Raw genomic sequence first — 26,430 nt, 5'->3', positions numbered from 1 at the left:
CCTAGCCCTTCCCTTTGGTTTTGGTGCGGTGCGGACGCGCATTCTTTTCAATGCACTGGATGATCTTGCCCGCCACATCAATGCCAGTGGCTTTCTCGATACCTTCAAGCCCCGGCGAGCTGTTCACTTCCATGATCACCGGCCCGTGGTTGGAACGCAGCATATCCACGCCCGCCACATTGAGGCCCATGATCTTGGCCGCGCGCACAGCCGTTGAGCGTTCTTCCGGCGTGATTTTGACGGTGCCGGAACTGCCGCCCCGGTGCAGGTTCGAGCGGAACTCGCCCTCAGCGCCCTTGCGCATCATCGACGCAACAACCTTGCCGTCGATCACCAGGCAGCGAATATCGGACGCGCCGGCTTCCTTGATATATTCCTGCACCAGAATGTGGGCCTTCAGCTTGCCGAATGCCTGGATCATGGACCGCGCCGCATCGCGCGTGTCCGCCAGCACCACGCCAACGCCCTGCGTGCCCTCGAGTAGCTTGATCACCACGGGCGTGCCGCCGACCATGTCGATCAGGTCATCGGCTTCGCTGGTGCCGTTGGCAAACGCTGTTACCGGCAGGCCAACGCCGCGGCGGGACAGCAGCTGGAAGCTCCTGAGCTTGTCGCGCGAGCGCGTGATCGCCACCGATTCGTTCAAGGGGTACACGCCCGCCATCTCGAACTGCCGCAAAACAGCAGTACCAAAGAAGGTAACCGACGCGCCAATCCGCGGGATCACCGCATCATAGCCCGACAGGATATCGCCCTTGTAGCGCATCTCCGGCCGGTGCGAGGCAATATTGATATAAACCTTCATGGTGTCGATGGGGTCGATTTCATGGCCCCGTTCGCGCGCGGCTTCCATCAGCCGCTGGTGCGAATAGAGGTTTGGATTTCGGGTGAGCAGTGCAATACGCATAATAGCCCTTCCTCTGGAATTAGGTGCGGTAGAGCGGGTTGTCAGGCTCACCAAGGCCATAGGACAGTCCGCTGTCTACGAGATAAAATTTCTTCAGTGCCTGGCGTCCGATCAACATGCGGAAGCCCATTTCGTCCCGGTTTGTGAGCGTCAGCTCGATTGGGCGTGCAAGCGGCCCCAGCCGCAGAGTCGTCCTGACCACAAACCGGGTCTCTTCGTGACCGTTGGAGCTTCTGACCAGACGCTCGTCAACGATGGGGGCCTCGCACAGGATTTCCGGCTTCTTGTGCTTTTGCACCGGATGCAGCCGGAAAGCCGCCCACGGGGCGCCGTCTTTCACAATTTTCTTCACACGGTAAGCATGGATCGCGCTGGTCTTGGCGCCCGTATCGATCTTGGCCTTGATATGGTCCACGCCAAGATCCGGTAATGCCGCCCATTCGCGCCAACCGATAATCAGTTTGCTCCGCATTCCCGTGCCTCCACGCATGTCCTGAAGGTGGGACATAAGCCCCGCTCATTCAATGGGAAAATCAAAACTTCATTTTCTGGAATACTCGAAACGGACGGAGCCTGAAGGCCTGGCCGCCTTTTCACGACCCCATTATCCGAAACGAGGGGGCTTTGGAAAGGGAAATTTTCCACCGCTGGAATAAAAGCGTTCAGGGCCAACGGTATTCCTATTCTCAGGCATGAAATTCTGACGTATGAATCTATCGGCAGAAGCGAAAGAGGCCATGCCGCATGGGGGCTGCCATATGGCAGATTTTGGCGCCAGCTGTGCGCCGTTTGAGAGACAGTGATTATGGGGAATACATCCTTGATCGAATGGGGTCGGCCTGTGCCTTGGTTTCATGCCGCCACGCAAGCCAACCCACGCTTCAACTTTGCCAGCCTGGGTGGGCGCTTCATTCTTCTGGCTTTCCTGGGCGACGGACGGTGCCCGGCGGCCCGCACCTTCATTGATGCGCTCGCCGCCGCTGGCCTGCCACAGAACGGCCAACAATTCGTAGCCTTTGCCGTGAGCCTGGAAGAGCGCGACCAGCAGGACGAAAGCGTTGGGCGGGTATTTTCCCCAGCCCGCGTGTTCCACGATCCTGATGGCCAGATCGCCATCTCCTATGGCGTGGCCGAACGGTCCGACGAAGGCCTGCGGTATTCAGGCGGCTGGTATCTTATTGACCCCATGATGCGGGTTTACCGCAAAGGAAGCCTGCAGGAGACAGACAAACTGCTCAGCGCGACCCGGTCCCTGCCACGGGCGGAAGATCATGCCGTGGAAGGACAGAGCCCGTGGGCCCCGGTACTGATGGTGCCCCGCGTGCTGACCCCTGGGTTTTGTGAACATCTGATCGACCTCTACAGGCAAGGCGCACCGAATCCATCAGGCTTCATGCGGGAACTTGGCGGGCGCACCGTCCCTATCATGGATACGACCTTCAAACGCCGCAGCGACATGCATATCAATGACGCCAAGATCCGCAATATGCTGAACAACGCCATCGCGCACCGGCTGAAGCCGGAAGTCATGAAGGCCTTCCAGTTCAATGCCACACGGATCGAACGCTACATCGTTGCGCGCTACGGCGCCGAAGAGAAAGGCTTTTTCAAACGCCACAGGGACAACACCACCAGTGGCACGGCCCACCGCCGCTTTGCGGTGAGCATCAATCTGAATGCAGAAGGCCATGACGGCGGCGAACTGTGCTTTCCCGAATTCGGCACGCGCACCTACAAGCCGCCAACCGGTGGTGCCGTGGTGTTTTCCTGCTCGCTCCTTCATGAAGCCACACCGGTCACCAAAGGCGAACGGTTCGCCACGCTGCCGTTCCTCTATGACGATGAAGCCGCCAAGATACGGGTACAGAATCGCGACAAGATCGACAGCGAGATGCTGGTGGTTGGCGACCCGCCGGGACCGTAAACCATAGCGACACTGGACTCCCCCAATTATAGTCGTTAGAACACCTCTGGTTGCTTAACAAAGTGTTTTTCAACCAGACATCTTGCTATTGAGGAAGTTACATGTCTGCATCAGATAATGGTGTCCAGCATCCATATCAGAACTTGCCGGAGGAAGCCTATTGGCGGTCCGGCGTCGCTGCGCATAATCCGCTAGCGTTCCAACGCCTGTATACAAAGAAATTTGCAATAGGCCCTGACATGGCTGTTGCCTCAGCAGGCAGCTGCTTCGCCCAGCATATCGGCCGCCATATGGCAAAAAGCGGGTTCAACTATCGGGACTTTGAACCAGCGCCCGGCTTCCTGTCGAAAGAAACAGCCCGGACCTACGGGTATCACCTCTATTCTGCCCGCTACGGCAACATATATACTGTCCAGCAACTGGAACAATTGCTTGAGCGAGCAACGGGCCGCTTCACGCCATCAGAAGATGTCTGGGAAAAAGATGGCCGCTATTACGACCCGTTCCGGCCAACGATCGAGCCCGACGGCTTTGCATCTGAAAAAGAATTCAGGATCATGCAACGAGCGCACTTCGGTGCCGTAAAGCGCCTGTTCAACAAAACGGACGTCTTCATCTTCACCCTCGGCCTGACGGAAGCCTGGGTTAACAAAGAGGACGGCAGCGTCTATCCTATCTGCCCCGGGACTGCAGCCGGAAGTTTCGACCCCGCAAAGTACGAGTTTCGCAACTTCACCACTTCTGAGGTCGTCGCGTCTTTCCGACGGTTCCGCGAACGGGTCAGGGCAATCAATCCCGGCATTCGCTTCCTGTTGACGGTATCGCCTGTTCCGCTGACCGCCACGGCATCCGGCAACCATGTTCTTGTCGCCAGCAGCTATTCAAAGGCTGTCTTGCGCGCCGCAGCCGGCGAACTGACGGCAGAAGACGCGGGAACCGACTATTTTCCGTCCTATGAGATTGTTTCCAGTCACCCGGTTCGGGCCATGTTCTTTGACGGAAATTTGCGCACGGTGACGCCAAGGGGCGTTGATTTTGTGATGGAACATTTCTTTGCCCAGCACAGCCCCCCGACAGAAAAAGCCCCGGAAGCCGCCTCCCCTGCGGCATCGGACGATGACCTCGTGTGCGAGGAAGAACTGCTGGCTGCGGAGGCCCTTTTATGATCATTCTTATCGGCGATTCGCATACCAGCTGCCTGATCCGCGCGGCAGCGGAGCGCCCTGCGATGGATAGCATCCGCATCGCCGGCTTGGGCCCGGGTGGCCAGCTGGTGCATGACTTTTTCACCCGCCATGACAATCACATCAGCTTCAGCCTGAGGCGCAGCAGACAAGCCCTGCTTCGGCTGACGGGCAAAAACACCATGCGCCGAGGGGACCAGTTCCTGTTCGGGATTTCGCTCGGCCTGTTTCCCTTCCGGGTTTGCCAAAATATCAACTGGCGGCGTTTTGCACCTGCGAACTTCAGCGAAGGCACAGACAAGATGCCGCTTTCAGATGCCGTGACGGACGCTATCATCAGAGACGACACCAAAGGCCAACGCGCCTTCTTTGAAGCCGTGAAGAGTTTGGACATTCCATTCTTTGTCATGGCCTCGCCGCCCCTGCAGCGCCACCTGCCCATCCTGCAACGCAACGTCAGCAAGGATGTCATCCTGCATATGGAAAGCCGCTACCATCATGTGATGACAAGCTTTCTAAACGCCTTGGATGTGGATGTGATCATGCCGCCAGACGGTGTGCGCGCGGAAGATGGCTTCCTGCGGCAGGACCTCGAAACCGAAATCGAAGGCGATATCCGTCACGCCAATACAGCCTACGGTCATATGATGCTGGATAAAATACAGGCGTATCTTGAAACCAACCACGCCGGCAGGCTGCAACCCAAACTGACTGCCTGAGCCTTCGCCCGACAAGTGCAGGCACCAAAACAACTGCAAAGTTCCCATAGGCCATTCAGGTTTTCTGAATGGCCTTTGCGCTGGCTGTGATCAGGCATGGACCTCGAACACCCCATCATGCCAGGTCCCCGATTTTGGTAACCGTCCAGCCCGTTTCCAGATATAATTGCATGCGGCCCTGAGCCTGAAGCTGCTACCGGAGACCCGAATGGACCTTGCTGTAGCGTCGTTTCATATGTGGGCGACCTTTCTGGTTATCGCCTGCGCAATCCTTCTCTATGCGACCGAGCGGTTCAGCGTAGAAGTGATCTCGCTTGGCGTGCTGGCAGGCCTGATGCTGCTGTTTCAGTTTGCACCGCTGCGGGGTTCTGATGGCCTGCCCCTTGTTACCACCGGCCAGCTTTTGTCGGGCCTTGCGCACCCGGCACTCATTACCATTCTCGCCCTGATGGTTATTGGACAGGGAATGAGCCGAACCGCCGCCTTTGCCGGCCCGACAGCGTATCTGCTCAGGCGCGGACGGCACAGACCGAAGCTGTTGATCTTTGTCTGCCTGCTGCTGGTTATGACGATCAGTGCCTTCCTCAACGACACGCCGGTTGTGGTGATGTTCCTGCCAATCATGATTGTGCTGTCTGAAAAACTACGGCAGAGCCCGGGCCGTGTCCTGATGCCACTGAGCTTCGCAGCGATCCTGGGCGGCATGACCACACTGATCGGCACAAGCACAAATCTCCTGACTGCTGGTGCCTACCAATCCATAACCGGCGAGACGATTGGTTTCTTCGACTTTACAGCGCCCGGCATTCTATTGGCCGCCACTGGCCTCGCCTATCTCTGGATTGTCGGGCCTTTCCTCTTGAAACCACGCGCCGACAGACAGGGCGCCTCAAACCCAAACAAACACGGCAGGCATTTCATCGCCGAACTGACCATTGGACCACAAAGCCCATGGCTCGGCACCGCCGCAACTGCTGGCATGTTCCCCTGCTTCCCCGGCATGACAGTGCGCCTGATACACCGGGACAGCACCACCATCCTGCCGCCCTTCGATGACCTGACACTGCAGCCGGGGGACCGGGTAACCCTTGCCGCCACACTGGAAGACCTGCATGGCCTTGTATCTGATGATCCCATGTCGTTTATACCTGACAATCCGCACACCAGCCGGAACCAGGACGTTGGCGCCCCACAGCCGTCGGGCGGCCACCTGTTCGAGGTGCTGCTGCCGCCTGCATCGGTCCTTGACGGTCGCCCGCTCAAGCAGCGTATCGATCCCGCGCTGATAGGGGGCATTATCGTCGGCATCCAACGCCGCACCCGAATGCTGCGCACAGGGTTGGGCGACATAAGGCTGCAGGCCGGCGATGTCTTGCTGGTATACGGCTCGGTCGCCGAGATGCGGAGCCTGCGGTCCAGCCGTGACGTCATTCTTCTGGAATGGTCAGGCCGCGCCGTGCCGGACCTGCGCAAACGGTGGGCCGCCCGCACCATCTTTCTGGCCACCGTCATCGTGGCTGCCAGCGGTTTGCTGCCGCTGGTTATCGCCGCGCTAACCGGGGCGCTTCTGATGATCGCCTGCCGCTGCCTGACCATCCAGGAAGCCAGCCGGGCCATCAACCGTCAGGTCTTTTTGCTGGTGGGGGCGGCGCTTGCCATGGGGACAGCGCTCGCGGCGTCGGGCGGCGCTGCCTATCTGGCTCACGGTTTGCTCACGGCCCTTGCCGATGCGTCCCCAGCCATCATCCTGTCTGCCCTGTTCCTGCTGATCGCAGCTGTCTCCAACATCCTCAGCAACAATACCACGGCCATCCTTTTCACGCCCATTGCGGTGGATATGGCGCTGACATTAGGGCTGCCCACGCTGCCCTTCATTGTTACAGTGATCTTTGCCGCCAACTGTTCGTTCGCGACACCTGTAAGCTACCAGACCAACCTGTTGGTGATGGCGCCCGGCGGCTACCGGTTCACGGACTATATGCGGTTGGGGATTCCCCTGATCATACTGCTGTGGGTGGTCTTTTCGCTGGTTGTGCCGCTTTACTACGGCCTTTAGGAACGAGCCCTACCCTTGGCGCAGGCAATAGGCCCCATGGGGCGGCAGGGGTTTTCCTGGCTCCGCGCCCTCAAGGGAAAAGAGCGACACGCCGTATGTATCACCAGACCAATCTTGCGGCACTGCAGACAGGTTGAACACACATGTCAGCGTTTCGCTCTCATGGGTGCGCTCAAACGCCAGTACGGGTTCGGGCGCATCCAGGAACCGGATTGAGCCCTTGACCAGCGCCGGCTGGGTTTTGCGGAACGCCAGGAATGCCCGAAGCGCATTCAAGACAGACGCCTCATCGCCTTCCTGCACACTCACCGCGCGCGCGGCATGGCGCGGGTCAACCGGCAGCCAGGGATCATGGCTGGAGAAACCGGCATGTTCGTCTGCCGCGTCCCATGGCATAGGGGTGCGGGTGCCGTCGCGGCCCAGCGTTGATGGCCAGTTGGCGATGGCTTCGGGGTCGGTCAGGCGTTCGAACGGCACATGCGCCTGCGGCAGGCCCAGCTCTTCACCCTGATAGAGGCACACGCTGCCGCGCAGGCTGAGGATCAGCATGTTCAGCATCTTGGCGAAAGCCGGATTGTCCTCGGTTTGCGTATCCAGCGCCCAGCGCGACACGGCGCGCGGCCGGTCGTGGTTTGAGAAAGTGAAAGACGGCCAGCCCATGCCGGGCGTGTCCGGCCAGGCCTCGACCGCCTCGCGGATCACGCGGGCCGACAGCGTGTCGGCTTCCAAAAATTCGAAACTGTAGGCTGTATTGAGGCCCTGATCGCCGCGGGTGAACAACTGCATTTCCTCAAGTGCGCGTTCGCCGCCCACCTCGGCCACCGTAAAGGTGCCGGGATACTCGTTCATCATCGCGCGGACGCGGGCCAGGAATTTCGGGATGTCGGCATGGCTTTGATTATAGAGATGTTCCTGCAGGTCAAACGGCTTGTCGCCGCGATACTCATACGCCGGCGGGTTATCCCGAAACTCAGGGTCATGCATCATGAAATTGACCGCATCCATACGGAAGCCATCGACACCGCGGTCGAGCCAGAAACGGCCGGCTTCCAGAAGCGCGTCCTGCACCGCCGGGTTATGGACATTCAGGTCCGGTTGGCTCTCCAGGAAGTTATGCAGATAATATTGACCCCGGTGGGCGTCCCACGCCCAGCTTGACCCCATGAAAACAGACATCCAGTTGGACGGTGCGCTGCCGTCCTCCTTGGCGTCGGCCCAGACATACCAATCGGCCTTGTCGCCCGCCCTGCCCTTGCGGCTTTCCTTGAACCAGGGGTGCTGGTCGGACGTGTGGCTATAGACCTGGTCGATGATCACCTTGAGGCCCAGCGCATGGGCGCGCGCCAGAAGCGCGTCGAAATCCGCAAGCGTGCCAAAGATGGGGTCAACGTCGCAGAAGTCTGCCACGTCATAGCCGAAGTCTTTCATGGGGGAGGTGAAGAAGGGTGACAGCCAGATGCCGTCCACGCCAAGGGAAGCGATATGGTCCAGCTTGCCGGTGATGCCCTTCAGGTCACCAACGCCGTCGCCGCTCGCGTCTTTGAAGCTGCGCGGATACACCTGATAGATCACCGCACCGCGCCACCAATCGGTGTCCGCCTGCGCCTGCCCAACCACATTATTATCGCTTTTATTATGCTGCGCCAAAGCCATTGCCCATACTTCCCGTTACTTCCCTACCCTGGGGGCGAACTCTTCCATCTCGCTTGAGATTGACATAAACATATATTTGCATGTTTTTGCAATCTATTTCCAAATTTTTTCACAAAAAAATCAAAGGGAGGCCAGAGGCTATTGGTATGAGAATCTTTATATACCGCATTAAATCAATGGTTTATCGAAAAACACCCCGGCCAGGTGTTATTTTCCCGCACCTGCTCCGAAACCGCACAACTGCAAAGACCTTTGCAATTTTTGTTGCTATTTTCATTTTTTGCTTTATTTTGCAAAAAAAGATGGAATCAGGGGCTGCCGCCTGGCACCTTCCACGTGCCTTCCTCCCCCTCCCAAGGCGCCCCTGGTTCCGCCGCGATTTCTTGTTTCCTCGGAAGCCCTCGCCCCGATTTTGTCAGGCCCGGCTTCCATCAGTTTAGGGGCCTCTTTGCGGGCCATCGGCCCGGGCAGGGTTCCTCCCACCCCGCGCCGCACCTGCAGAGAGCACATCTTCACCCCGGCAGCATCGGCTGACCGGGGTGCTTTTTTTGATCCACCCCTCGCCTGATGCGCGTAATATGATAGGGTGTTTTTCCTAGAGTTGTGTTTGCATGAACCCTTCAACATCAGGCAGCGCGATGGACGACGGCATAAAGGACAGAACATCGGTTGGCTTTACCGCCAACACATTCCCCCTGCAGCGGCTGGATGGTGCTGAAGACGACCCCTTCCTGAAACCCTTTGCCAAAGTTACCCGGCTGTGGCAACGCAGCGATGGCTACCTGCCGCTCAAAAGTGATATTTCCTTCCGGGACTTCGGCGGATGGCACGACCGCATGATCATCTCCGACCTGAGGGAGGACGGCAACATCCGCTTCCGATTGGTGGGCACCACGGCTGAAGCCATTTTTGGCAATCTGATCAAGGCCGGCGGCAGCTTTGCGGACCTGCCGAATACGCTGTTCCCGCATTATGCCAGCTATTTCGCCCGCATCGCGGATGGCGGCACCTTTGGGGAGTGCATCGGCCTGGTGCCGTTCGAGGGGCGGGAGTTCCTGCCGTTGCGGGTGTTGGACCTGCCGGTTCTTGAGACGCCCACAGATGGCGCCAATGGCGGGGCACGCCGCCCCACCCTGCTCTATTCCTTCTTCCGCTCCACCAGGTAGATTTTGGACCTAGGCCACCGCCGCGCCGACAAGCGCCGCATATTTGGCGGTGATCAGATGCACCGGAATGGTTTCCACGTAAGCTGACTGCGCGCCCTTGGCAACGAAGCGCCGCAACAGGTCACTTGGCCCCACCATGTCAGCGATTTTCGGCAGGATACCACCGCCCATGAAAATACCGCCCTTGGCGCCGTGCACCAGCGCAATATCACCCGCCGTGGCCCCAACGATCGACAGGAACAGTTGCACAGCGCGCGTACAGGCCGGCGCGCCGCCCTCAGCCGCCAGCTTGGTGATCTGTGCCGGGCTCAGGTCCCGGTCACCGCCTCCGCCGTAATCCACCAGGAAGCGGTAGATGCGGGCGATACCTTCGCCGCACAGGAAGCTTTCCACCGAAACATAACCAAGCTCTGCGCGCAGATGTTCGGTCAGGTCATGCTCCAGCCGTGAACCTGGCGCGAAGGCCATGAAACCGCCCTCGGTGGATACCGTGTGATAGCCCTTGCCGTTCGGCACCAGAAGCGACACACCAAAGCCGGTGCCCGGCCCCATAACGGAAATCGGCGCCGCCTTATCCACCGCGCCGTTCTTGAGCGTGACATAATCCACGCCTTCTTCAAGAAACGGGCAGGCACGGGCAAGCGCACCAAAATCATTGACGAATTTAACCAGCTCCAACCCATGGGTCTGGGCGATCTGGTCTGCGTCCACATCCCAGCCCAAATTGGTCAGGCGCCCCTTCTTTTCCGTGGTCGGGCCGGCGATCGCCAGCTTGGCAACACGCGGGACAGTGGCACCCAGCTTTTCAATATAGGCCCCAAGCATCTGGCCGAGGCTGCCATATTCGCGGCAGGGGAAGACGATCACATGATCTATTTCCGGCCTGGCCCGGCCGTCACTGAAGGTTGCAACGCCGAAACGGCCATTGGTGCCGCCGATGTCGGCAACAATACATGTTGTAATCTCTGTCATACCCCTTCCCTTTCGGGCGCGGCCAAGGCCGAAGCCATCAACCGCAGAAACCCATGCCCGCCACCGCATGCTTCCAACCAGCAGGGCGCGCAAAAATCAAAACCAGACCTCACTAGTAGCCATAAAAGACAGCGCTGTCAATCGCAGTTGGCCTGCCTTTCGAAAGGAAAGCGCAAGATGGCGGGATACAAAGGAAAAGGCCGCCCCGGAAGGAAATGGGGCGGCCTTTGTCGTCTGCGGGAAGTTCGCTTAGGGTCGATTATTGCAGACGGATTCTCACACCGGCATACACATACCGGCCAACAAGACTGTAGAAGCCGTTACCCCGGTAGGACCACGGGTGCAGCGGCGGCATCTTGTCGAACACATTGTCAACACCGGCATAGAGGCCTACGCGGTCATTCCACTGGTAGTTCACCTGCAGGTCATGGCGCCACTGGGCTGGCACTTTGGAGATGCTGTAGAATTCAGCGTCAGCCGTGTTGCTGTTGCGCATGCTGTCGGTGAAACGCGTCTGCCAGTTCACTGTCAGAGCACCGTTCCGGTAGGTGGTATCTAGATTGACACGCCAGTTCGGGTTCCAGGTTTCACCCGCCTGCTGGTCCGCAACCGCGTCATCTGCGTCTGCCACCTGCAGGAAGGTATAGCTGTCGAGGTAGGAGCCCAGCACCTTGAACGACAGATCCCCCGGCACGCCGACGGTATCATCCAGATTGAAGCCGTAGTTCACCTCGAAATCCACGCCTTTGGTCCGGAAGCCCGAGGCGTTGATGAAGGTGTCCAGTACTTCCTGGATGTTGCCGTCCGCCCCGCGGCTGACCGCATCACAGAAGCCGTTGTCGAGCGACGGCAGATCCACGCAGTTGTCGAGCGTATTCTGCGCGCCAAAGCGGGTGATGCCGCCCTTGAGGTCGATATCGAAATAGTCGGCTGTGACGGTCAGGCCCGGCACAAAGCGCGGCGTCAGCACGACGCCGAGTGTCAGCGTGTCGGCTTTTTCAACATCCAGGTTTTCGTTACCGGTGGAGAAGACAAGGGTGGTCACCGACCGGGTCTGGGCGATAAAGTCATCAGGAATGCCGAGGGCCGCGCAGTTGGCTGCCCGGTTGGCATTCTCGTTCACATTGAGGGCGTCACACGGGTCGCTCAGGCTCGACGCACCACGGCTGCCGGGGTTAAACAGCTCACCCAGCGCAGGCGCGCGCACCGCACGGGCATAAACGGCCCGGAAGCGGATATCGTCAATCACCTGCCAGTCACCGCCCAGCTTCCAGCTGGTGTTCGACCCGGCATATTCATAGTCTGCCAGACGGATCGCAGCCTCCAGATTGATTTCCTTGGCGAACGGCACGTCCTTGACCACTGGCACCAGAACTTCCGCGAAGGCTTCCTTCACCGAGTTGCTGGCCTTCACCGGCGAGAACTGGCTGGCGAAAAAGCCCGCTGCTTCCTGCCAGACCCAGCTGGGTTTGAAATCAAGCATATCCTTGCGGTATTCAGCGCCCAGGGCCACCTGCACTTCGCCTGCTGGCAGGTCGAAGATCGGCCCCGTGACAGACGCAGACAGCAGCTGCTGTTCGTTCCGCGTCAGAGTTGTGTGGTCAGTGGTGACAAAGTCCACCGCCGCCTGGCTGACCGTACCTTCAGGCCCGAACGGATTGAGGGGCGCACAGCCGTTTGACTGGTCCCGGCAAACCACTTCGCCGCTGTCTGGATCGATGATCGCATCCAGCGCCTGCTCGTACCTGGCATCCAGCCGGTCGTTCCTGTTGGTGTTTGTGGTGGTGGTGCCGCCCCACTGGTAGAAGACATCCCAACTCCAGCCTTCTGCAAAGGTGCCTTCGACACCGCCAGTGATGGCAAAGAATTCTCGCTCGATGTCGCTCTGGCGCGGGCCGAACTCGTTGAACTGACGCGAGAAGGTAAAGCTTTCCGCCCCACCCAGAAGCGCACGCAGCTCGTCTGTCACGAACGGGTTGTCGGCAGAGACCGTGTCGATCCCGGCGTTGATCGCGAAAGCGGGGCCGATGGTATCGTTGGCTTCAGTGCGGGAATAGCGGGTCTGCAACTTGAGCCGCACATTGTCTGAAAGGTCATAGCGCAGCTTGGCGAAGCCATTGTAGCGGTTCACAGGGATACGCGCGCGGTCGGTATAGCCCGGGATGCCGCCAAAGTCGCTGCGGGTGGCGTACCAGTCCACGATCTGGTCCACCGGCACAGCCTGGAAGGGGGTGCCGTCCTCATTGAAGCTGTAGATGCTCCAGTCCGGGCCCCAGATGGTGGCGTTCGGCACACCGAAGTTGATATAGCGGTGACCATCCAGCGCCACCTGGGACGGAATGCCGTCACCTTCGCCGGTGTCTTCAGGGTTGCCCACGAAGAAGAGGCCGCTGATGGCCTGATCGCGGTCGCGGTAAAACAGCCCGTTCGAATCACTATATTCGAACGAAACTACCGCATTACCCTTGCCGCCATCGAAGTTGCCGCCTGCAGTGATAGACGTCGAATAATTCTCGCTGTCGCCTTCATCCGACGTGCCGGCCTGCGCGGTGACCGTGACGCCTTCATAGTCGTCCTTGAGGATATAGTTGATCACGCCGGAAACTGCGTCCGCGCCATAAACGGCAGAGGCGCCACCGGTGATCACCTCGATCCGCTCAATCAGTTCCGGCGGCAGGGTGGTCACGTCAAACGACAGGAAGTTCTCGTCGTCTGGCACACCCACAGAACGGCGGCCATCCACCAGCGAAAGCGTCCGCTTGGCGCCAAGGTTCCTCAGGTCCCCGAAGTTCAGGCCGGCGTTGCCGAAGCTGAAGCTGGTGCTTTCGTTCGAAAAGCTGAGGCCCAGTTGCGGCAGTTCGTTGATCACGTCGATCACGTTGCGCGCACCGGTCAGCTCAATGTTTTCCGAATTCAGAATCGTGGTGGGCGTGGGCGTTGAGATGCCGGTACGCTTGATGCGGGAACCGGTGATCGAGATCTCTTCAAGCTGCAGCTCTTCGTCCGCGTCCTGTGCGGTATTCTGATCTGCGTCCTGGGCGAATGATGGCGCGGCCATCAGCGTGGCGGCAAGCGCCGTTGATGAAAGAAGTCGTGTAATGCTTGGGCGCACGACTGCCTTCGTCGCAAATTTTTGCGAAGTCATTTGTTTCCTCCAAAAGCGGTGTATCCCCTTCGGCGCAGGCACCACCGCAGCACCCGCGCCCCTGATCCTCACGGCCCTCCCAAGCCAGCGCAGAGAATCAAAAATAGATTGTATACAATATATTTTATTTTATTATGGTCAAGACTGCGGCACCGAAAGTTAGAAAAATTTTGCGCCAAGCGCATGCAGCCGATGCCGCGCAGGAGGAAACAACAGGGCCGATCCACGGCCCGACAACCGGAAGGCAGCCCCCTATGAGTGCCCCCTTGAAACCCCTATTCCGCGGCCTCGTGCTGGCCGCAAGCGCCGGCCTTTTGATCGCCGCCGCCGCTATCGACACCCCTGACGCACCCACCGCCCCGCGCCAGCTGACGGCGGCGGACTATGACCGCGCACGCGATGCCCTGCCCCAGAATATGGCCAAGCTGGTGAAGAACGCCCGCATCGACGTGCACTGGGCCGAGAACGGCAACCTGTTCTGGTACAAGCGCGACACGGCAGATGGCCATGAATTCATTCTGGTGGACCCGGCCTTCAGGTTGCAGGCACCGCTGTTTGACCATACGGCCTTGGCCGCCAAGCTGGGCGCGCACAGCGGCGAGCCGGTGACGGCAACAGATATCGGGATTGCCATCAGCAAGCTGGCCAGCGATGGCCGGAGCCTTGAGTTCAGTTGGCAGGGCAAACGCTTCAGCCTGAACCGCGAGACCGGCACCCTGACCGAACTTGAAGACGACACGCCCGAGCCTGGCACATCGGCTGACGGCAAATACCGCGTACTGCGCCTGGATCATAATCTGGTGCTCAGGAACCTGGAGACCAGCGCTGACCAACCGCTGACATCAGACGGCGCGGCCTGCAATGGCTACGGCGAGCCGATGCCGACGCCGTCTGAGCTTCTGGATCCGCCTGAAGGCGATGTGGCAGCCGATGTCTATTGGGCGCCGGACAGCAGCCGCTTTGTCACCTACCGGATCGACTGCCGCACCACCGGCACCCTGACGCTGGTGGAAAGCACGCCTGAGCGCGCCACCCGCCCACGTGCGGTCACCTATCCCTACCCGCTGTCGCTGGATGAAAGCGTGCCCATGGCCACGCTTTATGTGGGCACCGTGGCAGACGGGACCCTCGTGAAATCGGACCTGCCAGCCTTCCCCGAGCTTTATTATGGCGGCCCGTGGCTGGGCTGGATGGACGACAGCCAAAGCGCCTACATCCGGGTGCCAGCGCGCGGCTATAAAAGCCTGAAGCTGATCGAGCTGGACGGGGCCACCGCCAAGCACCGTGTGCTGATTGACGAGACTGCCGACGATTTTGTCGATTATTACGCCCACCAGTGGGACCCGGTAGTTGAGACCGGCGAACATTTCTGGATGTCAAACCGGGGCGGTTGGGCCCACCTGGTGCGCTATGACCCGGCAACTGGCAAAACCAACCCGGTCACGTCAGGCGACTGGCGATTCCGCTATATCGCGCGGGCGGGTGAAGGGGGCGAGCCGCTGCATATTTTCGCCGCCGGGCGGGAGAAGGATCGCGATCCTTACCTCAGGCACCTGTACCAGGTGAACAGGGACGGGTCTGACCTCACCCTTTTGACGCCAGAGCCCGCCGATCACGACGCCAGCGTTTCGCCGGACGGCCAGTATATTGTCGACAACATGAGCCGCGCCGACCTGCCAACGAAAACCGTTCTCCGGGACGGGGCTTCGGGCGAGATTTTGATGACGCTGGAGGAAGCGGATGTGAGCGGCTTTGAAGCCGCTGGCATTCCCCTGCCCGAGCCGTTCAAGGCCAAGGCAGCCGACGGCAGGACAGACATCTATGGTGTCATCTACCGCCCGGCCGGGTTTGACCCTTCTAAATCCTATCCGGTGATCGACAATGTCTACCGCGGTCCGCACTATGTGATGGCGAAGAAATCCTTCGACCGGGCCACCCGCAACACCGCCATTTCGATGGCACAGCTGGGGTTTGTCGTGATCCAGGTAGATGGCCGCGGCACCAACAAGCGCAGCCACGCCTTCCTCAAGGCCGCACAGAACAATCTGGGGCCCGCAGGCTTCGATGACCATATCGCGGCCATGAAACAGCTGCAGAGCCGCTTCGGCTATCTGGATCTGGACCGGGTTGGTATCTACGGCTTCTCCGCCGGCGGCTATGACGCCATGCGGGCGCTGATCGAGCACCCGGAGTTTTACAAGGTAGCTGTCGCCGCCAGCGGCAATCATGACCACCGGCTGGACAAGGCCGTGTGGAACGAACAATGGATGGGGGCTGAAGGCGGCGCGCATTATGATGCCAACTCGAACCTGTTTGGGCTGGAACGGCTTCAGGGCAAGCTGATGCTGGCGCACGGGGAGATGGACGATAACGTCAACCCGATCGCCACCATGCAGCTGGTGGGTGCGCTGATTGAAGCCAATAAGGATTTCGACCTGCTGATCGTACCCGGCGCTGGCCACTTCCTGGATGACGTGCCCTATTTCCAGCGACGCCGGTGGGACTTTTTCACCCGCCACCTGATGGGGGCGATACCGCCTGAGAATTACAAACTGGAAGTCTCCGGCCCGACCTTCTAACCGACGGATCATGCCTTCAGTTCGCCCCATCGGCCACGGTCCGGTTGGTGGGGCACTTTTGGGCCCTATGGGTGTGCCCTTTTGTGCCATAAGGGCACGACCGTGCGACAAAATGTGCCCTTTGGCCGCAAGAGGCTTGATCTTGGGCTTCGCCTTTGCTCATGTTGCCCTAAATCAGATTGAGGTGGCATCACAACTTCCGGCCACCAAAGGGGAGACAGTTTCGGTGCGCGTTGTATCAGCCATTCTGATATTCCTGCTTGGCGGGTGCGGCGCTTATGGTGCCAAGCCCTTGCAGGCGCCCAAGGCGCAGGTGCTGACCACCGGCAGCCTGAGTGCGCACCATCTGTCTGTATGGCCCGGTCAATGTGCATTGGTCTTGCGCCCGCGCCCGGAAGACGGCGCCCCAGCTGAAGCCCCGTTTTTCGCCCAGACAGACAATGACGTCACCATGATCCTTGAAGGTCGGCAAGTGAACCTGCGGCGCACGGAAAGCTCCAGCGACCTGGTGGCCACCCTGCCGCGCAGCCAGACTTTTGTTGCCCCAACGCTCAGGGCAAAACTCCTTATCCGCCAAAGCAATAGCAACGAGGGTGCTCCCCTTCAGGGCGTGCTGTCCTTGACCAAACCCAATGGCTGGTCCACCGTTATCCCCGTGGATGGCGGAAGGCGGTGCCGGCAATGATGACAGAAATTGAGACCACCCGCTGCGACCTGTTCGTAATCGGGGGCGGTATCAACGGCACAGGCATTGCGCGCGACGCAGCCGGCCGCGGCATTGAAACCGTGCTGGTGGAACAGACAGATTTCGCCGCCGGAACGTCTTCCGCGAGCTCAAAACTGATCCATGGCGGCCTTCGGTATCTCGAGCATTATGAGTTCCGGCTGGTTCGGGAATCGCTGCAGGAACGGGAGACACTCTGGCGCATGGCGCCGCACCTCGTGCGCCCACTCAGGTTCATCCTGCCACACCACAGCGGCCTCCGGCCCGCCTTTATCCTGCGGCTCGGCCTGTTTCTCTATGACCATCTGGGCGGCCGAAAACTGCTTCGGAAGACCAAAAGCCTGAACCTGAGGAAAGACCCGAAAGGCGCGCCCCTCAAGGGCCACTTCAAAAAGGGGTTCGAGTATTCCGATTGCTGGGTCGACGATGCCCGGCTCGTGGTTGCCAATGCCCTGGCCGCCAAACGCCGGGGGGCCACCATCCTCAACCGCCACCGCTTCCTGGACGCTGTGCGCGAAGACCGGGACTGGCGTATCCGCGTGGAAGCGCCTGACGGAAAAATCATTGAATTTCAAGCAGATGCGCTGGTGAATGCCGCCGGCCCATGGGTTGAGAAAACCCTACTGAGCTGCATCATGTCAGAGAATGCCCACAGCCACGCGCGGCTGGTCAAGGGCAGCCATATCGTGGTGCCCGCGCTTTATGACGGACCGCAGTGCTACACCTTCCAGAACCCGGACAAGCGTGTGATTTTCGCGATCCCATACGAGGATCACTATACCCTGATCGGCACCACCGATGTGCCGTTTTCGGGCGACCCGGCAAAGGTCAGTGCCAGCAAGGATGAAGTGGCTTATCTATGCGCCGCCGCAGGTAAATATTTTGACAAAGCCATCCGGCCAGAAGACGTTGTCTGGTCATATGCCGGCATCCGGCCGCTCTATGACGACGGCCAGGTGAACCCGTCTGCCACCACCCGTGATTATCATCTGGACCTGGATGTGCGCGAGGATACGCTGCCGCTCTTGTCCGTGTTCGGGGGCAAAATCACCACGTACCGCTGCCTGGCGGAAGAAGCCATGGAAAAGCTTGCGCCCTACCTGCCGATCTCCCTGGATGACTGGACAGGCTATACCCCGCTACCGGGCGGCAATCTGCCGGAAGATGTCACCCCTGCCAAGGCGCTCAAACATTTCAAGGCGGAGATGCGCACGCGCTTTAACTGGCTGGATGGTAGCATTGTGGACCGCATGTGCAATGCCTATGGCACCCGCATCGAAAAACTGCTGGAAGGCATTGCGGGCCTTGACGGCATGGGCATTCATTTCGGCGAAGGCCTCTATGAAGCCGAGGTCAGTTATCTGGTGCGCGAGGAATGGGCCCATACAGCGGATGACATCCTGTGGCGCCGGTCCAAGCTTGGCCTCAGGCTGAACCAGACCGAACAGGCAGCGCTGGCAGCCTGGCTGGCTGTACGCGAACGCTAAGCGAAAGACCGCGCGGCTGCTACCGCCTTGTGCCATTTGGCCAGCATCTTGCCTCGCCCTTCAAACCCGCTATCAGGATCAAATCGCTGCTCGCACTGCCACTGAGCCGTCAGGTCGTTGAACCCTGAATAAAGACCCGCCTGAAGCCCCGCCAGATAGGCCGCGCCGAGCGCTGTTGTTTCCATCACCTTCGGCCGGTCGACCGGGAGCGCCAGCAGGTCCGCGAGCCGCTGGGCCATCCAGTCATTGGCGACCATACCGCCGTCCACCCGCAACACCGTCGGGCTGATACCGTCTTCCGCCATGGCACTAAACAAGTCGTGGGTCTGGAAACACACGCTTTCAAGCGTAGCGCGCACAACTTCCGCCCGTCCTGTGCCGCGTGTCATACCGAAAAGGGCCGCGCGCACGTCCGGGTCCCAGTATGGCGCGCCGAGGCCTGTGAAGGCGGGCACCATATAGACACCATGATCATCCGCGGCCTGTCTGGCCAGTGCTTCGCTATCGCGCGCGTGATCCAGTATTTTGATACCATCCCTGAGCCACTGAATGGCAGCGCCCGCGATAAAGATGGAGCCTTCAAGAGCATAGGTCGTTTCGCCCCCGATTCGGTAGGCAACGGTGGTCAACAGCCGGTTTTTCGACGGGACAAAGCTTTTGCCAGTGTTCATCAGCACGAAGCAGCCCGTGCCGTAGGTGCTTTTGATGGCGCCTTCATCAAAACAACACTGGCCCACGGTGGCGGCTTGCTGGTCGCCAGCCACACCCAGGATCGGGATAGCGCGCCCGAACAGGTCTGGGATGGTTTCGCCAAAGTCCGCGCAGCTATCCAGCACGTCCGGCAGCACGCTTTCGGGTACCCCAAATATCTTCAGCAGGCTGTCGTCCCACTCCTGCGTGCGGATGTTGAAAAGGCTTGTACGGCTGGCATTGGTGGCGTCCGTGACATGGCGCTTGCCGTCCGTCAGCTTGGCGATCAGGAAACTGTCGATCGTGCCCCACGCCAGCGTGCCAGCGTCAGCGGCTTTCCGCGCGCCAGAGACATTGTCCAGCAGCCAGGCAAGTTTGGTGGCAGAGAAATAGGGGTCCAGCAACAGGCCTGTCTTGTCCTGTATTTCCGCTTCATGCCCGGCATCCTTCAGACTGCGGCACACGTTTGCTGTCCGCCGGTCCTGCCAGACAATGGCGTTATGGACAGGCTTTACCCCGTCCCGCTCCCACAAGACAGACGTCTCACGCTGGTTGGTGATACCAATGGCTTTGACGGTAAAGCCCTTGGCTTCCGCATCCTCAAAAGCGGCCTTCGCAGTCTTGAGGCCCGTGTCCCAGATCTCATTCGCGTCATGTTCAACCCAGCCGTCCGCCGGGAAAATCTGGCGAAACTCCTGCTGGCTGACAGCAACAATGTCGCCCTTAAGGTCAAACACGATGGCGCGACTGCTGGTCGTGCCCTGGTCCATGGCCAAAATGCAATCCGGCATAGTTCCCCCTGATTTCCTTCAGGGGCCAAAAGAAAACCGGCCCCTGCCTCCACTGAAATGCAGTGTGGCAGAAGCCGGCTTTCGCATCAATATGATGCTGCTGGGCTTAAAGCGCTTTGAAGCGGATGGCGATGCCGCCACCAGCCGCGAGCGGCAGCTTCATGTTATCAGCCGCCGTAACCTGCTTCTTCTCGATCACCATGGCATAGGGGTTGGTGTCCCAATCCGCATCATCACCGTCGCGGTAGATCTGCGCTTCATAGGTGCGGCCCGCGTCGAGGAAATCGAGCGAAATCTCAAGCGTGCGGGCGTCTTCATTGGTCACGCTACCCAGGAACCAGTCGTCCCCACCGCGTTCCTTGCGGGCGAAGGTGGCGTGCTTGCCGACATCCCCCGTCAGCGCCTTGCTTTCAGACCAGTCCGTGGGCACATCGCGGATAAACTGGAATGCATCCATGCGCGCTTCATAGTTTTCCGGCAGGTCCGCCGCCATCTGGATCGGGCTGTAGATCACCACATAGAGCGCCAGCTGTTTGGCAAGTGTGGTCTGAACCCGATTGTCCGGCTGCTCTTCCTCATAGTGAAGATCAAAGATGCCCGGCGTGAAATCCATTGGGCCAGACAGCATCCGCGTGAACGGAATGGTGGCCGTGTGCGATGGTGGGTTCGGGGGGCTGCCCCAGGCGTTATATTCCATGCCGCGTGCGCCTTCGCGTGAAATCCAGTTAGGGTATGTACGGCGGAGGCCCGTGTCCTTGATGGGTTCGTGCGAGTTGATGGAAATCTTGCGCTTGGCCGCTTCCACCAGAACCTTTTCATGGTGACGGGACATCCACTGGCCGTCATGCCACTCGAAGAAGACCTTGCCATCCTCTTCGCGCGCGATCTCGCCTGCGTCAGCCACATAGCCGGTTTTCACCTGCCGCACGCCCATTTCTTCATAAAGGTCGAACGCAGCTTCCATCTGGTTTTCATAATTGGTCACGCCGCCCGATGTTTCATGGTGGCCAATGATGCGCACGCCGCGCTCCTTGGCGTAAGCCGACAGTTTCGGGAAATCGAAATCCGGGTAGGCTTCGGTGAAATTCATCAGGTTCCAATTGTTGAACCAGTCCCCGTCCCAGCCGATGTTCCAGCCTTCAACCAGCACGCCCTTGAAACCATATTTTGAGGCGAAATCCAGATATTTCATGGTCTCTTCAGTGGTAGCGCCATGCTTGGGACCTGACCCCCAGGTGTTTACCGCCAGATGCATGCCCCACCAGATGCCGACATATTTGCCCGGCTCCACCCAGGATACGTCACCCAGTTTATTCGGCTCATTCAGGTTCAGGATCAGGTTCGAATCCAGTAGCCCGGTGGCTGCTTCGCTGATCTGCAGCGTCCGCCATGGCGTCCTGAACGTACCATCCAACTTCACCTTTGCGCCGTCCGCCCAAGGCGACAGATCGGCCTTGAAGGTCTGGCCGCCTGTGCGCAACAGCGACATGCCGGAGTAATCCAGGAGCGCGGCTTCATGCAGGCTGACATAGAGGCCGGATTCTGTGCGGAACGTGATCGGCGTGTGGGCGATCGTCACTTCATCAAGCGGTGTTTCCCGGTAGATATATTCATACCGGTTAAACTCGCGCGACGGGATCCACCAGGCGGTCGATGGCTCCGCGACAGAAATTTCTGTCAGCTCATCCATGATCTCTGCCTTGCCGAAATCGCCTTCATAACGGAAACCAAGGCCGTCATCATAGAGCCGGAACACCAGGGTTACGGAGCGCTTCGCGCCGCCAGCTTCAGCGACTGTGGCCCGAAGTTCGTTATACTGGTTGCGTACAAACTGACGCTCGCCCCACGGCTGCTCCCAGGTCTCATCGAAGCTGCTGGTGCTGCTGTCCGTGACCGCAAGGTCTTCAGAAAACGGCGCCTGGCCACGGAAAGTGAAGCCAAGCTTCGACGGCGCGACCACGGCCTTGCCACCTCGGTTGATCCGGTAAAAGGCGCCGTCCGCACCTGCTTCCAGAACCACGGTGAGCTTGCCGTCCGGCGATGAAACGCTTGCAGTCCCTGCCCAGGCGGCAGAGGCCAGCCCAAACACGAGAATCAGGAGCGCTGATAGGTTACGATGCATGAAAATGCCCCTCACTGTTAACCGGCAACGGACGCGGCTGTCTGGCCGCGGTATCCGGTATACCTTCCCAAAAAATACTGGTGTGCTTTGCCCAGGGGCGTGGGTCTTTGTTTATTTTGAAAGCACTATTATGCGTCAGCCTGACTTTGTCATGACTGCCTACCTCGAGTCCTATACCCAGAAGACAGCGCTGTCAATAACGGCTGAGCAGAGCGGCCCTTGCCTCATGATCGCACTGCCAGCATACTCTGGAAAACGAAAACAGTGAGGGACGAACCATGACCAAACGCCTGCCGGAAGTGCTTGAAGAAATGCGCCAAGCGCTCCTGGGCCGCAAACCGGGCCACAGCTGGACGACAAGCGCGAGCGAAGCCTATAGCGCCAGCCTCAGTGGCCTCAAGAACTTCAGCGGCGACACGCTTGGGAAAACCGCCCAAAATTTCAACGAGGCGCTGCCCTATATTGAGCGCGCGGGCTATGACGTGACTGAGATTGAAGTTGGCCTGGGGCTGGACCCCAAGATCGTGCCGCACCTGAACCTGAGAGAGATGATCAGCGAAGAAGAAAAGGCCGCGCTCCTCGAGGAAACCCGAGACAAGAAGTTGATCAACACGATTCTCAGCTCACTGTTTCGCGCCAGCGCTGCCCGAAGCAAGCTGAAATTCAAGCGCTTCCACTTTTCCAGCATTGAGCTTGAGCTGAGCATTTTGCCCACAGTGGTGCTTAAATTCAGCCCCAACGAAGAAACGACCACGGTAAAACCTGAGGAATTACTGGCGCATATCGAAAATCAAGCCGACGAATAGCGCCCCTTGCTTGATTCCACCATCCCGTGCCAAAGTGTCACATTGATAGCAAGTATGTTTTTCAGTGATATAGTCTTCGTTCGCATCTGGAACGTGCGAGACGAATAAAAGAGGATATCATGGCTCAAACCGCCACTGCATACCGGGACGAAGCACCGATTGCGGCACATCTGGAAAGTCAGCCCCTGTTTCGGGGCATGGCACCGGAACTGCGCGCGACTTTCATTCAGGCTGCACAAATGCAGACCCTGAGCAAAGGCAGCATCCTGTTCCTGCAGGATGACGAATCTGAATGGTTCTATTTGATCCTTTCCGGTTGGGTGAAGCTGTTTACAGAAACCATGGACGGTGATGAAGCCGTGATCGACATGGTTTCGAACGGTCACCTGATTGGCGACTCGGCCATCCTTGAAGACGGCATCCACAGCTTTGGCGCTGCAGCCGTGGAGCCTGTGACGGCCATCCGGCTGCCCAGCAGCCTTCTGAAGCAAGCCATCACCGACGACCATAAGACGGCGCTTGCCATGCTTGGGTCCCTGTCGCGTCACCGCAAACGCCAGTCGCGTGAGATCGAAAGCCTGACCCTGCAGAACGCATCGCAGCGCATTGGCTGCTTCCTCTTGCGCCTGTGTGACCCTGACGTCCCAATGCCACTTACGCTGACACTGCCTTATGACAAGTCATTGATTGCAGCACGCCTTGGCATGAAATCAGAGACTTTTTCGCGGGCGCTAAACAAGCTCCGTACAGAAACCACACTGGCAATCAAAGGCTCAGTGGTTACGATTTCAGACCTTGATGAACTGTCGGGGTATGTGTGCAGTGCATGCTCTAACGAATTTCCCTGCAGGGATTTGCACAGCTAACAGACTATTCCTGGCAATTATTTGCGGATTGTCAGCCAGTCCCAATCAATCAACGACGGGTTTTCGATATATTTATCGGGATGGGCGACCACGTCCTCAAGATAGCTGGCACTCAGTCGCATAACAGGCGGGTCCTCTGCGGCCTTGCCGGTCGGCTCGCTGTTGATCTTGCAGGCTTCGAGCGTCACACACTTGTGGGCCTTGGGCGCGTCATCAACCACCGCAAGCTCAACCGCACGGCCTGAAAGCGCCTGCTCCCCCGCCTGCCAAATCTGGCTATAGGGGAACCGGTCCCGGTTCTGCTCCATCGCCCTGTTGCAGATTTCCAGATACTGTTCTAGCAGCCCATCATAAGCATCGGTATTTCCACGCTTGGACACTGAGACCCTCCAACTGTCACTCCCCTGCCAAATAATCATAAAAAAATGGCGCCGTAGTTGATTTTCGTCAAATGGAGAACACGGCGAAAAGGCTATAGCTTTTTTTGGACAAAAGACTGGAGAAGCCCGTAATGCATGATCGAGAGACCCTGCAAGAATCGCTGTTGAAACGCAACCGGCAGGTGCCCCGCTATACAAGCTACCCGACCGCCCCTCATTTCTCCGAAGCGGTAACGGGTAGCACGGTCGCTGGCTGGCTTGAAGCGCTTGATAGTGACGCTGACCTGTCGCTTTATTTCCACATCCCCTTCTGCCGGAAAATGTGCTGGTACTGCGGCTGCAACACCAAGGCCACGAAGCGCTACTCACCGGTGGACCAGTATCTCGACTATCTTTTCAAGGAAATCGAGATGGTCTCGGGTCGGCTTTCGGGCGACCAGACAGTCAGGCACATCCATTTCGGCGGCGGGTCGCCTTCCATGCTGAAACCCACTGATTTCGAACGCCTGATGGCGACAATCCGGTGCCATTTCTCGTTAGCCAAGGATGCAGAGATTGCAATAGAGCTGGACCCACGGGAGATTACGGAGGCCAAAGTGGCCGCCTATGCGCTGGCCGGTGCCACCCGCGCCAGCCTGGGTGTGCAGGATTTTCATGAAGACGTACAGGTGGCAATCAACCGCCGCCAACCTTTCCATGTGATCTATGATGCAGTGAACCTCCTGAAAGCATATGGCATCAAAAGCATCAACATGGATCTTCTGTATGGCCTGCCGCACCAGACGGAAGACCTCCTGAAGGAAAATGTCGATTTCGCCTCTGCCCTGGGGGCAGACCGGATTTCCCTGTTTGGCTATGCCCATGTGCCCTGGATGAAAAAGCACATGCGTCTGATTGACGAAGGCACACTGCCCGACGGCCCAGCGCGCCTGAAGCAGTTTGACGCCGCCAAACATCACCTTGAACACCGCGGCTATGTTGCTGTGGGGCTGGACCATTTTGTCCTGCCGCGTGACCCGATGGCCAAGGCGCTTGAAGCCGGCACGCTGAAGCGCAACTTTCAGGGCTACACCACGGATGCGGCAAGCACCTTGATTGGTTTCGGAGCGTCAGCCATCAGTTCCCTGCCGCAGGGATATGCCCAAAACACACCCGCCACACACAGTTATTTTGCGACGCTGGATGCTGGCGACCTGCCTACTGCCAAAGGCAAGGCGATTTCAGACGACGACCGTATCCGCCGCCAGATTATCGAACATCTCATGTGCTATTTCGAACTGGACCTGATCAGCTTCTGCGAAGAAAACGGTGTGGATATCGGCCTTTTTGATGAGGCAATCGAACGGTTGCAGGGCTTGAAAGGGGAAGGTCTTGTCAGCTTGAACCAGGGTATGATCCGTATCCCGCGCGAGGCACAGCAAGCTGTGCGCCTGGTTTGTGCCGCGTTCGACAGCTATCTGACCGACAGCCCGAAGAGACACGCGCAGGTCGCCTAAGCGTTTCCTGACTTGCGCATAAAACTCAGCCGCCCCATTTCTGGAGCGGCTGATTTTTTAACGGGTCATTGTTTGCTGCTTAGAAGCGGTAGCCGAAGCCCACGCCAAGCACCCATGGGTCGAGGTCCACGTCTGCTGTCACTGCACCACCATTGATGCTGACGTCAGTGTTCAACCACAGCTTCTTCACGTCCAGGTTCAGGAACCACTCGTCGGTTACGTCGATATCGACGCCCGCCTGTAGAGCAAGTCCAAAGCCGTTTTCATAGTCGATGCTGTCAACGTCGCCAGCATCAGCGTTATAGAAGAAGGTGTAGTTCACACCGGCACCCAGGTAAGGCCGCATCGTACCGTCCGCATTGAAGTGATACTGCATCAGCATGGTTGGCGGCAGTGCCCAGGTATCGCCAAGGCTCAGGTCACCGAGCGCGGTGCCTGTGGCCGTCACATTGTGCTTGCTGGTGGCCAGGATCAGTTCTGTGGACCAGTTTTTGGTCCAGTAGTAGCTGATGTCCAGTTCAGGCACCAAGCTGTTGTCCACATTGGCCTGTCCGCCGATGGATGTGGTGCTGCTCTCATCCGGCACGACATCAATCAGACGCACCCGCACTTGCCAAGGGCTTTTCGTATCGTCTGCCATGGCGGCACCAGCACCAAGCTGGAGGGCCGCAGCACATGTCAAAAGTTTCACAAAATTCGAAATACGCATGTCAATTTCCTCGTGTGTTTCCATTGGGAAATTGATAGGAAATCGAGCGCGAAA

Annotated in this window: 20 protein-coding genes; 11 read left to right on the top strand and 9 right to left on the bottom strand. The window is 58.7% G+C overall.

All coding sequences use genetic code 11. The annotated features are described in order from the left end of the window. Position 1 precedes the first annotated feature (1 nt). Positions 2–907, bottom strand: a complete 906-nt coding sequence (rimK, locus tag B3Z17_RS09725; protein WP_068304551.1) for a 30S ribosomal protein S6--L-glutamate ligase — start codon at positions 905–907, stop codon at positions 2–4. Positions 908–926: 19 nt separating this feature from the next. Continuing rightward, on the bottom strand, positions 927–1,379 hold the full coding sequence (locus tag B3Z17_RS09720) for an ATP-dependent zinc protease (RefSeq protein WP_068304553.1): 453 nt from the start codon (positions 1,377–1,379) through the stop codon (positions 927–929). A 333-nt stretch (positions 1,380–1,712) separates the two neighbouring features. Here B3Z17_RS09720 and B3Z17_RS09715 point away from each other — a divergent pair, with 333 nt between their 5' ends. From B3Z17_RS09715 to B3Z17_RS09700, 4 genes are all read left to right on the top strand, one after another. Continuing rightward, complete coding sequence (locus B3Z17_RS09715; protein ID WP_286829621.1) at positions 1,713–2,831, top strand: 2OG-Fe(II) oxygenase; 1,119 nt, start codon at positions 1,713–1,715, stop codon at positions 2,829–2,831. Positions 2,832–2,932: 101 nt separating this feature from the next. Next, positions 2,933–3,997, top strand: coding sequence for a GSCFA domain-containing protein (locus tag B3Z17_RS09710; protein WP_286829620.1), 1,065 nt, complete (start codon positions 2,933–2,935; stop codon positions 3,995–3,997). Continuing rightward, the gene (locus B3Z17_RS09705; protein WP_286829619.1) at positions 3,994–4,734 is read left to right on the top strand and encodes a hypothetical protein; all 741 of its coding nucleotides are present in this window, start codon (positions 3,994–3,996) and stop codon (positions 4,732–4,734) included. Before B3Z17_RS09710 ends, B3Z17_RS09705 begins: the two co-directional genes overlap by 4 nt. Positions 4,735–4,942: 208 nt before the next feature. Further along, entirely contained in the window at positions 4,943–6,790 is a 1,848-nt protein-coding gene (locus tag B3Z17_RS09700; RefSeq protein ID WP_286829617.1) for an SLC13 family permease, read from the top strand. A gap of 9 nt (positions 6,791–6,799) precedes the next feature. Here the strand turns inward: B3Z17_RS09700 and B3Z17_RS09695 are convergent, their stop codons facing one another. Then, entirely contained in the window at positions 6,800–8,443 is a 1,644-nt protein-coding gene (locus B3Z17_RS09695; protein ID WP_286829616.1) for an alpha-glucosidase family protein, read from the bottom strand. A gap of 611 nt (positions 8,444–9,054) precedes the next feature. Here B3Z17_RS09695 and B3Z17_RS09690 point away from each other — a divergent pair. After that, on the top strand, positions 9,055–9,609 hold the full coding sequence (locus B3Z17_RS09690; protein WP_286829615.1) for a hypothetical protein: 555 nt from the start codon (positions 9,055–9,057) through the stop codon (positions 9,607–9,609). 9 nt (positions 9,610–9,618) lie between these two features. Here the strand turns inward: B3Z17_RS09690 and glk are convergent, their stop codons facing one another. Next, a complete protein-coding gene (gene glk / locus B3Z17_RS09685) occupies positions 9,619–10,581 on the bottom strand; it encodes a glucokinase (protein ID WP_286829614.1) in 963 nt (320 codons plus the stop codon). Positions 10,582–10,840: 259 nt separating this feature from the next. Next, positions 10,841–13,726 carry a TonB-dependent receptor plug domain-containing protein gene (locus B3Z17_RS09680; protein WP_286829613.1) on the bottom strand — a complete coding sequence of 962 codons (2,886 nt, stop codon included), beginning with the start codon at positions 13,724–13,726 and terminating at the stop codon, positions 10,841–10,843. Positions 13,727–13,992: 266 nt separating this feature from the next. Here B3Z17_RS09680 and B3Z17_RS09675 point away from each other — a divergent pair, with 266 nt between their 5' ends. The 3 genes from B3Z17_RS09675 (at position 13,993) to glpD (ending at position 18,516) form a co-directional block, all read left to right on the top strand. Beyond that, positions 13,993–16,305, top strand: coding sequence for a S9 family peptidase (locus B3Z17_RS09675; RefSeq protein WP_286829612.1), 2,313 nt, complete (start codon positions 13,993–13,995; stop codon positions 16,303–16,305). A 226-nt stretch (positions 16,306–16,531) separates the two neighbouring features. Next, positions 16,532–16,990 carry a hypothetical protein gene (locus tag B3Z17_RS09670; protein ID WP_286829611.1) on the top strand — a complete coding sequence of 153 codons (459 nt, stop codon included), beginning with the start codon at positions 16,532–16,534 and terminating at the stop codon, positions 16,988–16,990. Then, entirely contained in the window at positions 16,987–18,516 is a 1,530-nt protein-coding gene (glpD, locus tag B3Z17_RS09665; protein ID WP_286829610.1) for a glycerol-3-phosphate dehydrogenase, read from the top strand. Before B3Z17_RS09670 ends, glpD begins: the two co-directional genes overlap by 4 nt. On the opposite strand, the gene glpK is transcribed toward glpD, so the two are convergent. Both glpK and B3Z17_RS09655 read right to left on the bottom strand, forming a co-directional pair. Continuing rightward, complete coding sequence (gene glpK / locus B3Z17_RS09660; RefSeq protein WP_286829609.1) at positions 18,513–19,997, bottom strand: glycerol kinase GlpK; 1,485 nt, start codon at positions 19,995–19,997, stop codon at positions 18,513–18,515. The two genes, glpD and glpK, sit on opposite strands and share 4 nt — an antisense overlap. Positions 19,998–20,103: 106 nt before the next feature. Next, on the bottom strand, positions 20,104–22,119 hold the full coding sequence (locus B3Z17_RS09655) for a glycoside hydrolase family 97 protein (RefSeq protein ID WP_286829608.1): 2,016 nt from the start codon (positions 22,117–22,119) through the stop codon (positions 20,104–20,106). Between the two features lie 278 nt (positions 22,120–22,397). Here B3Z17_RS09655 and B3Z17_RS09650 point away from each other — a divergent pair, with 278 nt between their 5' ends. Further along, positions 22,398–22,925, top strand: a complete 528-nt coding sequence (locus B3Z17_RS09650) for a hypothetical protein (RefSeq protein ID WP_068304586.1) — start codon at positions 22,398–22,400, stop codon at positions 22,923–22,925. A 119-nt stretch (positions 22,926–23,044) separates the two neighbouring features. After that, a complete protein-coding gene (locus B3Z17_RS09645) occupies positions 23,045–23,791 on the top strand; it encodes a Crp/Fnr family transcriptional regulator (protein ID WP_286829607.1) in 747 nt (248 codons plus the stop codon). A 17-nt stretch (positions 23,792–23,808) separates the two neighbouring features. On the opposite strand, the gene B3Z17_RS09640 is transcribed toward B3Z17_RS09645, so the two are convergent. After that, a complete protein-coding gene (locus tag B3Z17_RS09640; RefSeq protein WP_286829606.1) occupies positions 23,809–24,171 on the bottom strand; it encodes a hypothetical protein in 363 nt (120 codons plus the stop codon). Positions 24,172–24,302: 131 nt separating this feature from the next. Here B3Z17_RS09640 and hemN point away from each other — a divergent pair, with 131 nt between their 5' ends. Beyond that, entirely contained in the window at positions 24,303–25,667 is a 1,365-nt protein-coding gene (gene hemN, locus B3Z17_RS09635) for an oxygen-independent coproporphyrinogen III oxidase (RefSeq protein ID WP_286829605.1), read from the top strand. 79 nt (positions 25,668–25,746) lie between these two features. Here hemN and B3Z17_RS09630 read toward each other — a convergent pair whose 3' ends face one another. Then, positions 25,747–26,376 carry an OmpW/AlkL family protein gene (locus tag B3Z17_RS09630; protein ID WP_068304697.1) on the bottom strand — a complete coding sequence of 210 codons (630 nt, stop codon included), beginning with the start codon at positions 26,374–26,376 and terminating at the stop codon, positions 25,747–25,749. Positions 26,377–26,430: the final 54 nt, after the last annotated feature.

Source organism: Kordiimonas sp. UBA4487, from assembly GCF_002389025.1.
Lineage (GTDB): Bacteria > Pseudomonadota > Alphaproteobacteria > Sphingomonadales > Kordiimonadaceae > Kordiimonas > Kordiimonas lacus.
This window is presented reverse-complemented; position numbering and strand designations above follow the sequence as displayed.

Coding starts and splice junctions, on each gene's coding strand:
- hemN (WP_286829605.1), top strand. CDS start 24,303: ATGCATGATCGAGAGACCCTGCAAGAATCGCTGTTGAAACGCAACCGG.
- B3Z17_RS09710 (WP_286829620.1), top strand. CDS start 2,933: ATGTCTGCATCAGATAATGGTGTCCAGCATCCATATCAGAACTTGCCG.
- B3Z17_RS09645 (WP_286829607.1), top strand. CDS start 23,045: ATGGCTCAAACCGCCACTGCATACCGGGACGAAGCACCGATTGCGGCA.
- B3Z17_RS09715 (WP_286829621.1), top strand. CDS start 1,713: ATGGGGAATACATCCTTGATCGAATGGGGTCGGCCTGTGCCTTGGTTT.
- glpD (WP_286829610.1), top strand. CDS start 16,987: ATGATGACAGAAATTGAGACCACCCGCTGCGACCTGTTCGTAATCGGG.
- B3Z17_RS09700 (WP_286829617.1), top strand. CDS start 4,943: ATGGACCTTGCTGTAGCGTCGTTTCATATGTGGGCGACCTTTCTGGTT.
- B3Z17_RS09630 (WP_068304697.1), bottom strand. CDS start 26,376: ATGCGTATTTCGAATTTTGTGAAACTTTTGACATGTGCTGCGGCCCTC.
- B3Z17_RS09650 (WP_068304586.1), top strand. CDS start 22,398: ATGACCAAACGCCTGCCGGAAGTGCTTGAAGAAATGCGCCAAGCGCTC.
- B3Z17_RS09705 (WP_286829619.1), top strand. CDS start 3,994: ATGATCATTCTTATCGGCGATTCGCATACCAGCTGCCTGATCCGCGCG.
- B3Z17_RS09690 (WP_286829615.1), top strand. CDS start 9,055: ATGAACCCTTCAACATCAGGCAGCGCGATGGACGACGGCATAAAGGAC.
- rimK (WP_068304551.1), bottom strand. CDS start 907: ATGCGTATTGCACTGCTCACCCGAAATCCAAACCTCTATTCGCACCAG.
- B3Z17_RS09655 (WP_286829608.1), bottom strand. CDS start 22,119: ATGCATCGTAACCTATCAGCGCTCCTGATTCTCGTGTTTGGGCTGGCC.
- B3Z17_RS09720 (WP_068304553.1), bottom strand. CDS start 1,379: ATGCGGAGCAAACTGATTATCGGTTGGCGCGAATGGGCGGCATTACCG.
- B3Z17_RS09680 (WP_286829613.1), bottom strand. CDS start 13,726: ATGACTTCGCAAAAATTTGCGACGAAGGCAGTCGTGCGCCCAAGCATT.
- B3Z17_RS09695 (WP_286829616.1), bottom strand. CDS start 8,443: ATGGCTTTGGCGCAGCATAATAAAAGCGATAATAATGTGGTTGGGCAG.
- glpK (WP_286829609.1), bottom strand. CDS start 19,997: ATGCCGGATTGCATTTTGGCCATGGACCAGGGCACGACCAGCAGTCGC.
- glk (WP_286829614.1), bottom strand. CDS start 10,581: ATGACAGAGATTACAACATGTATTGTTGCCGACATCGGCGGCACCAAT.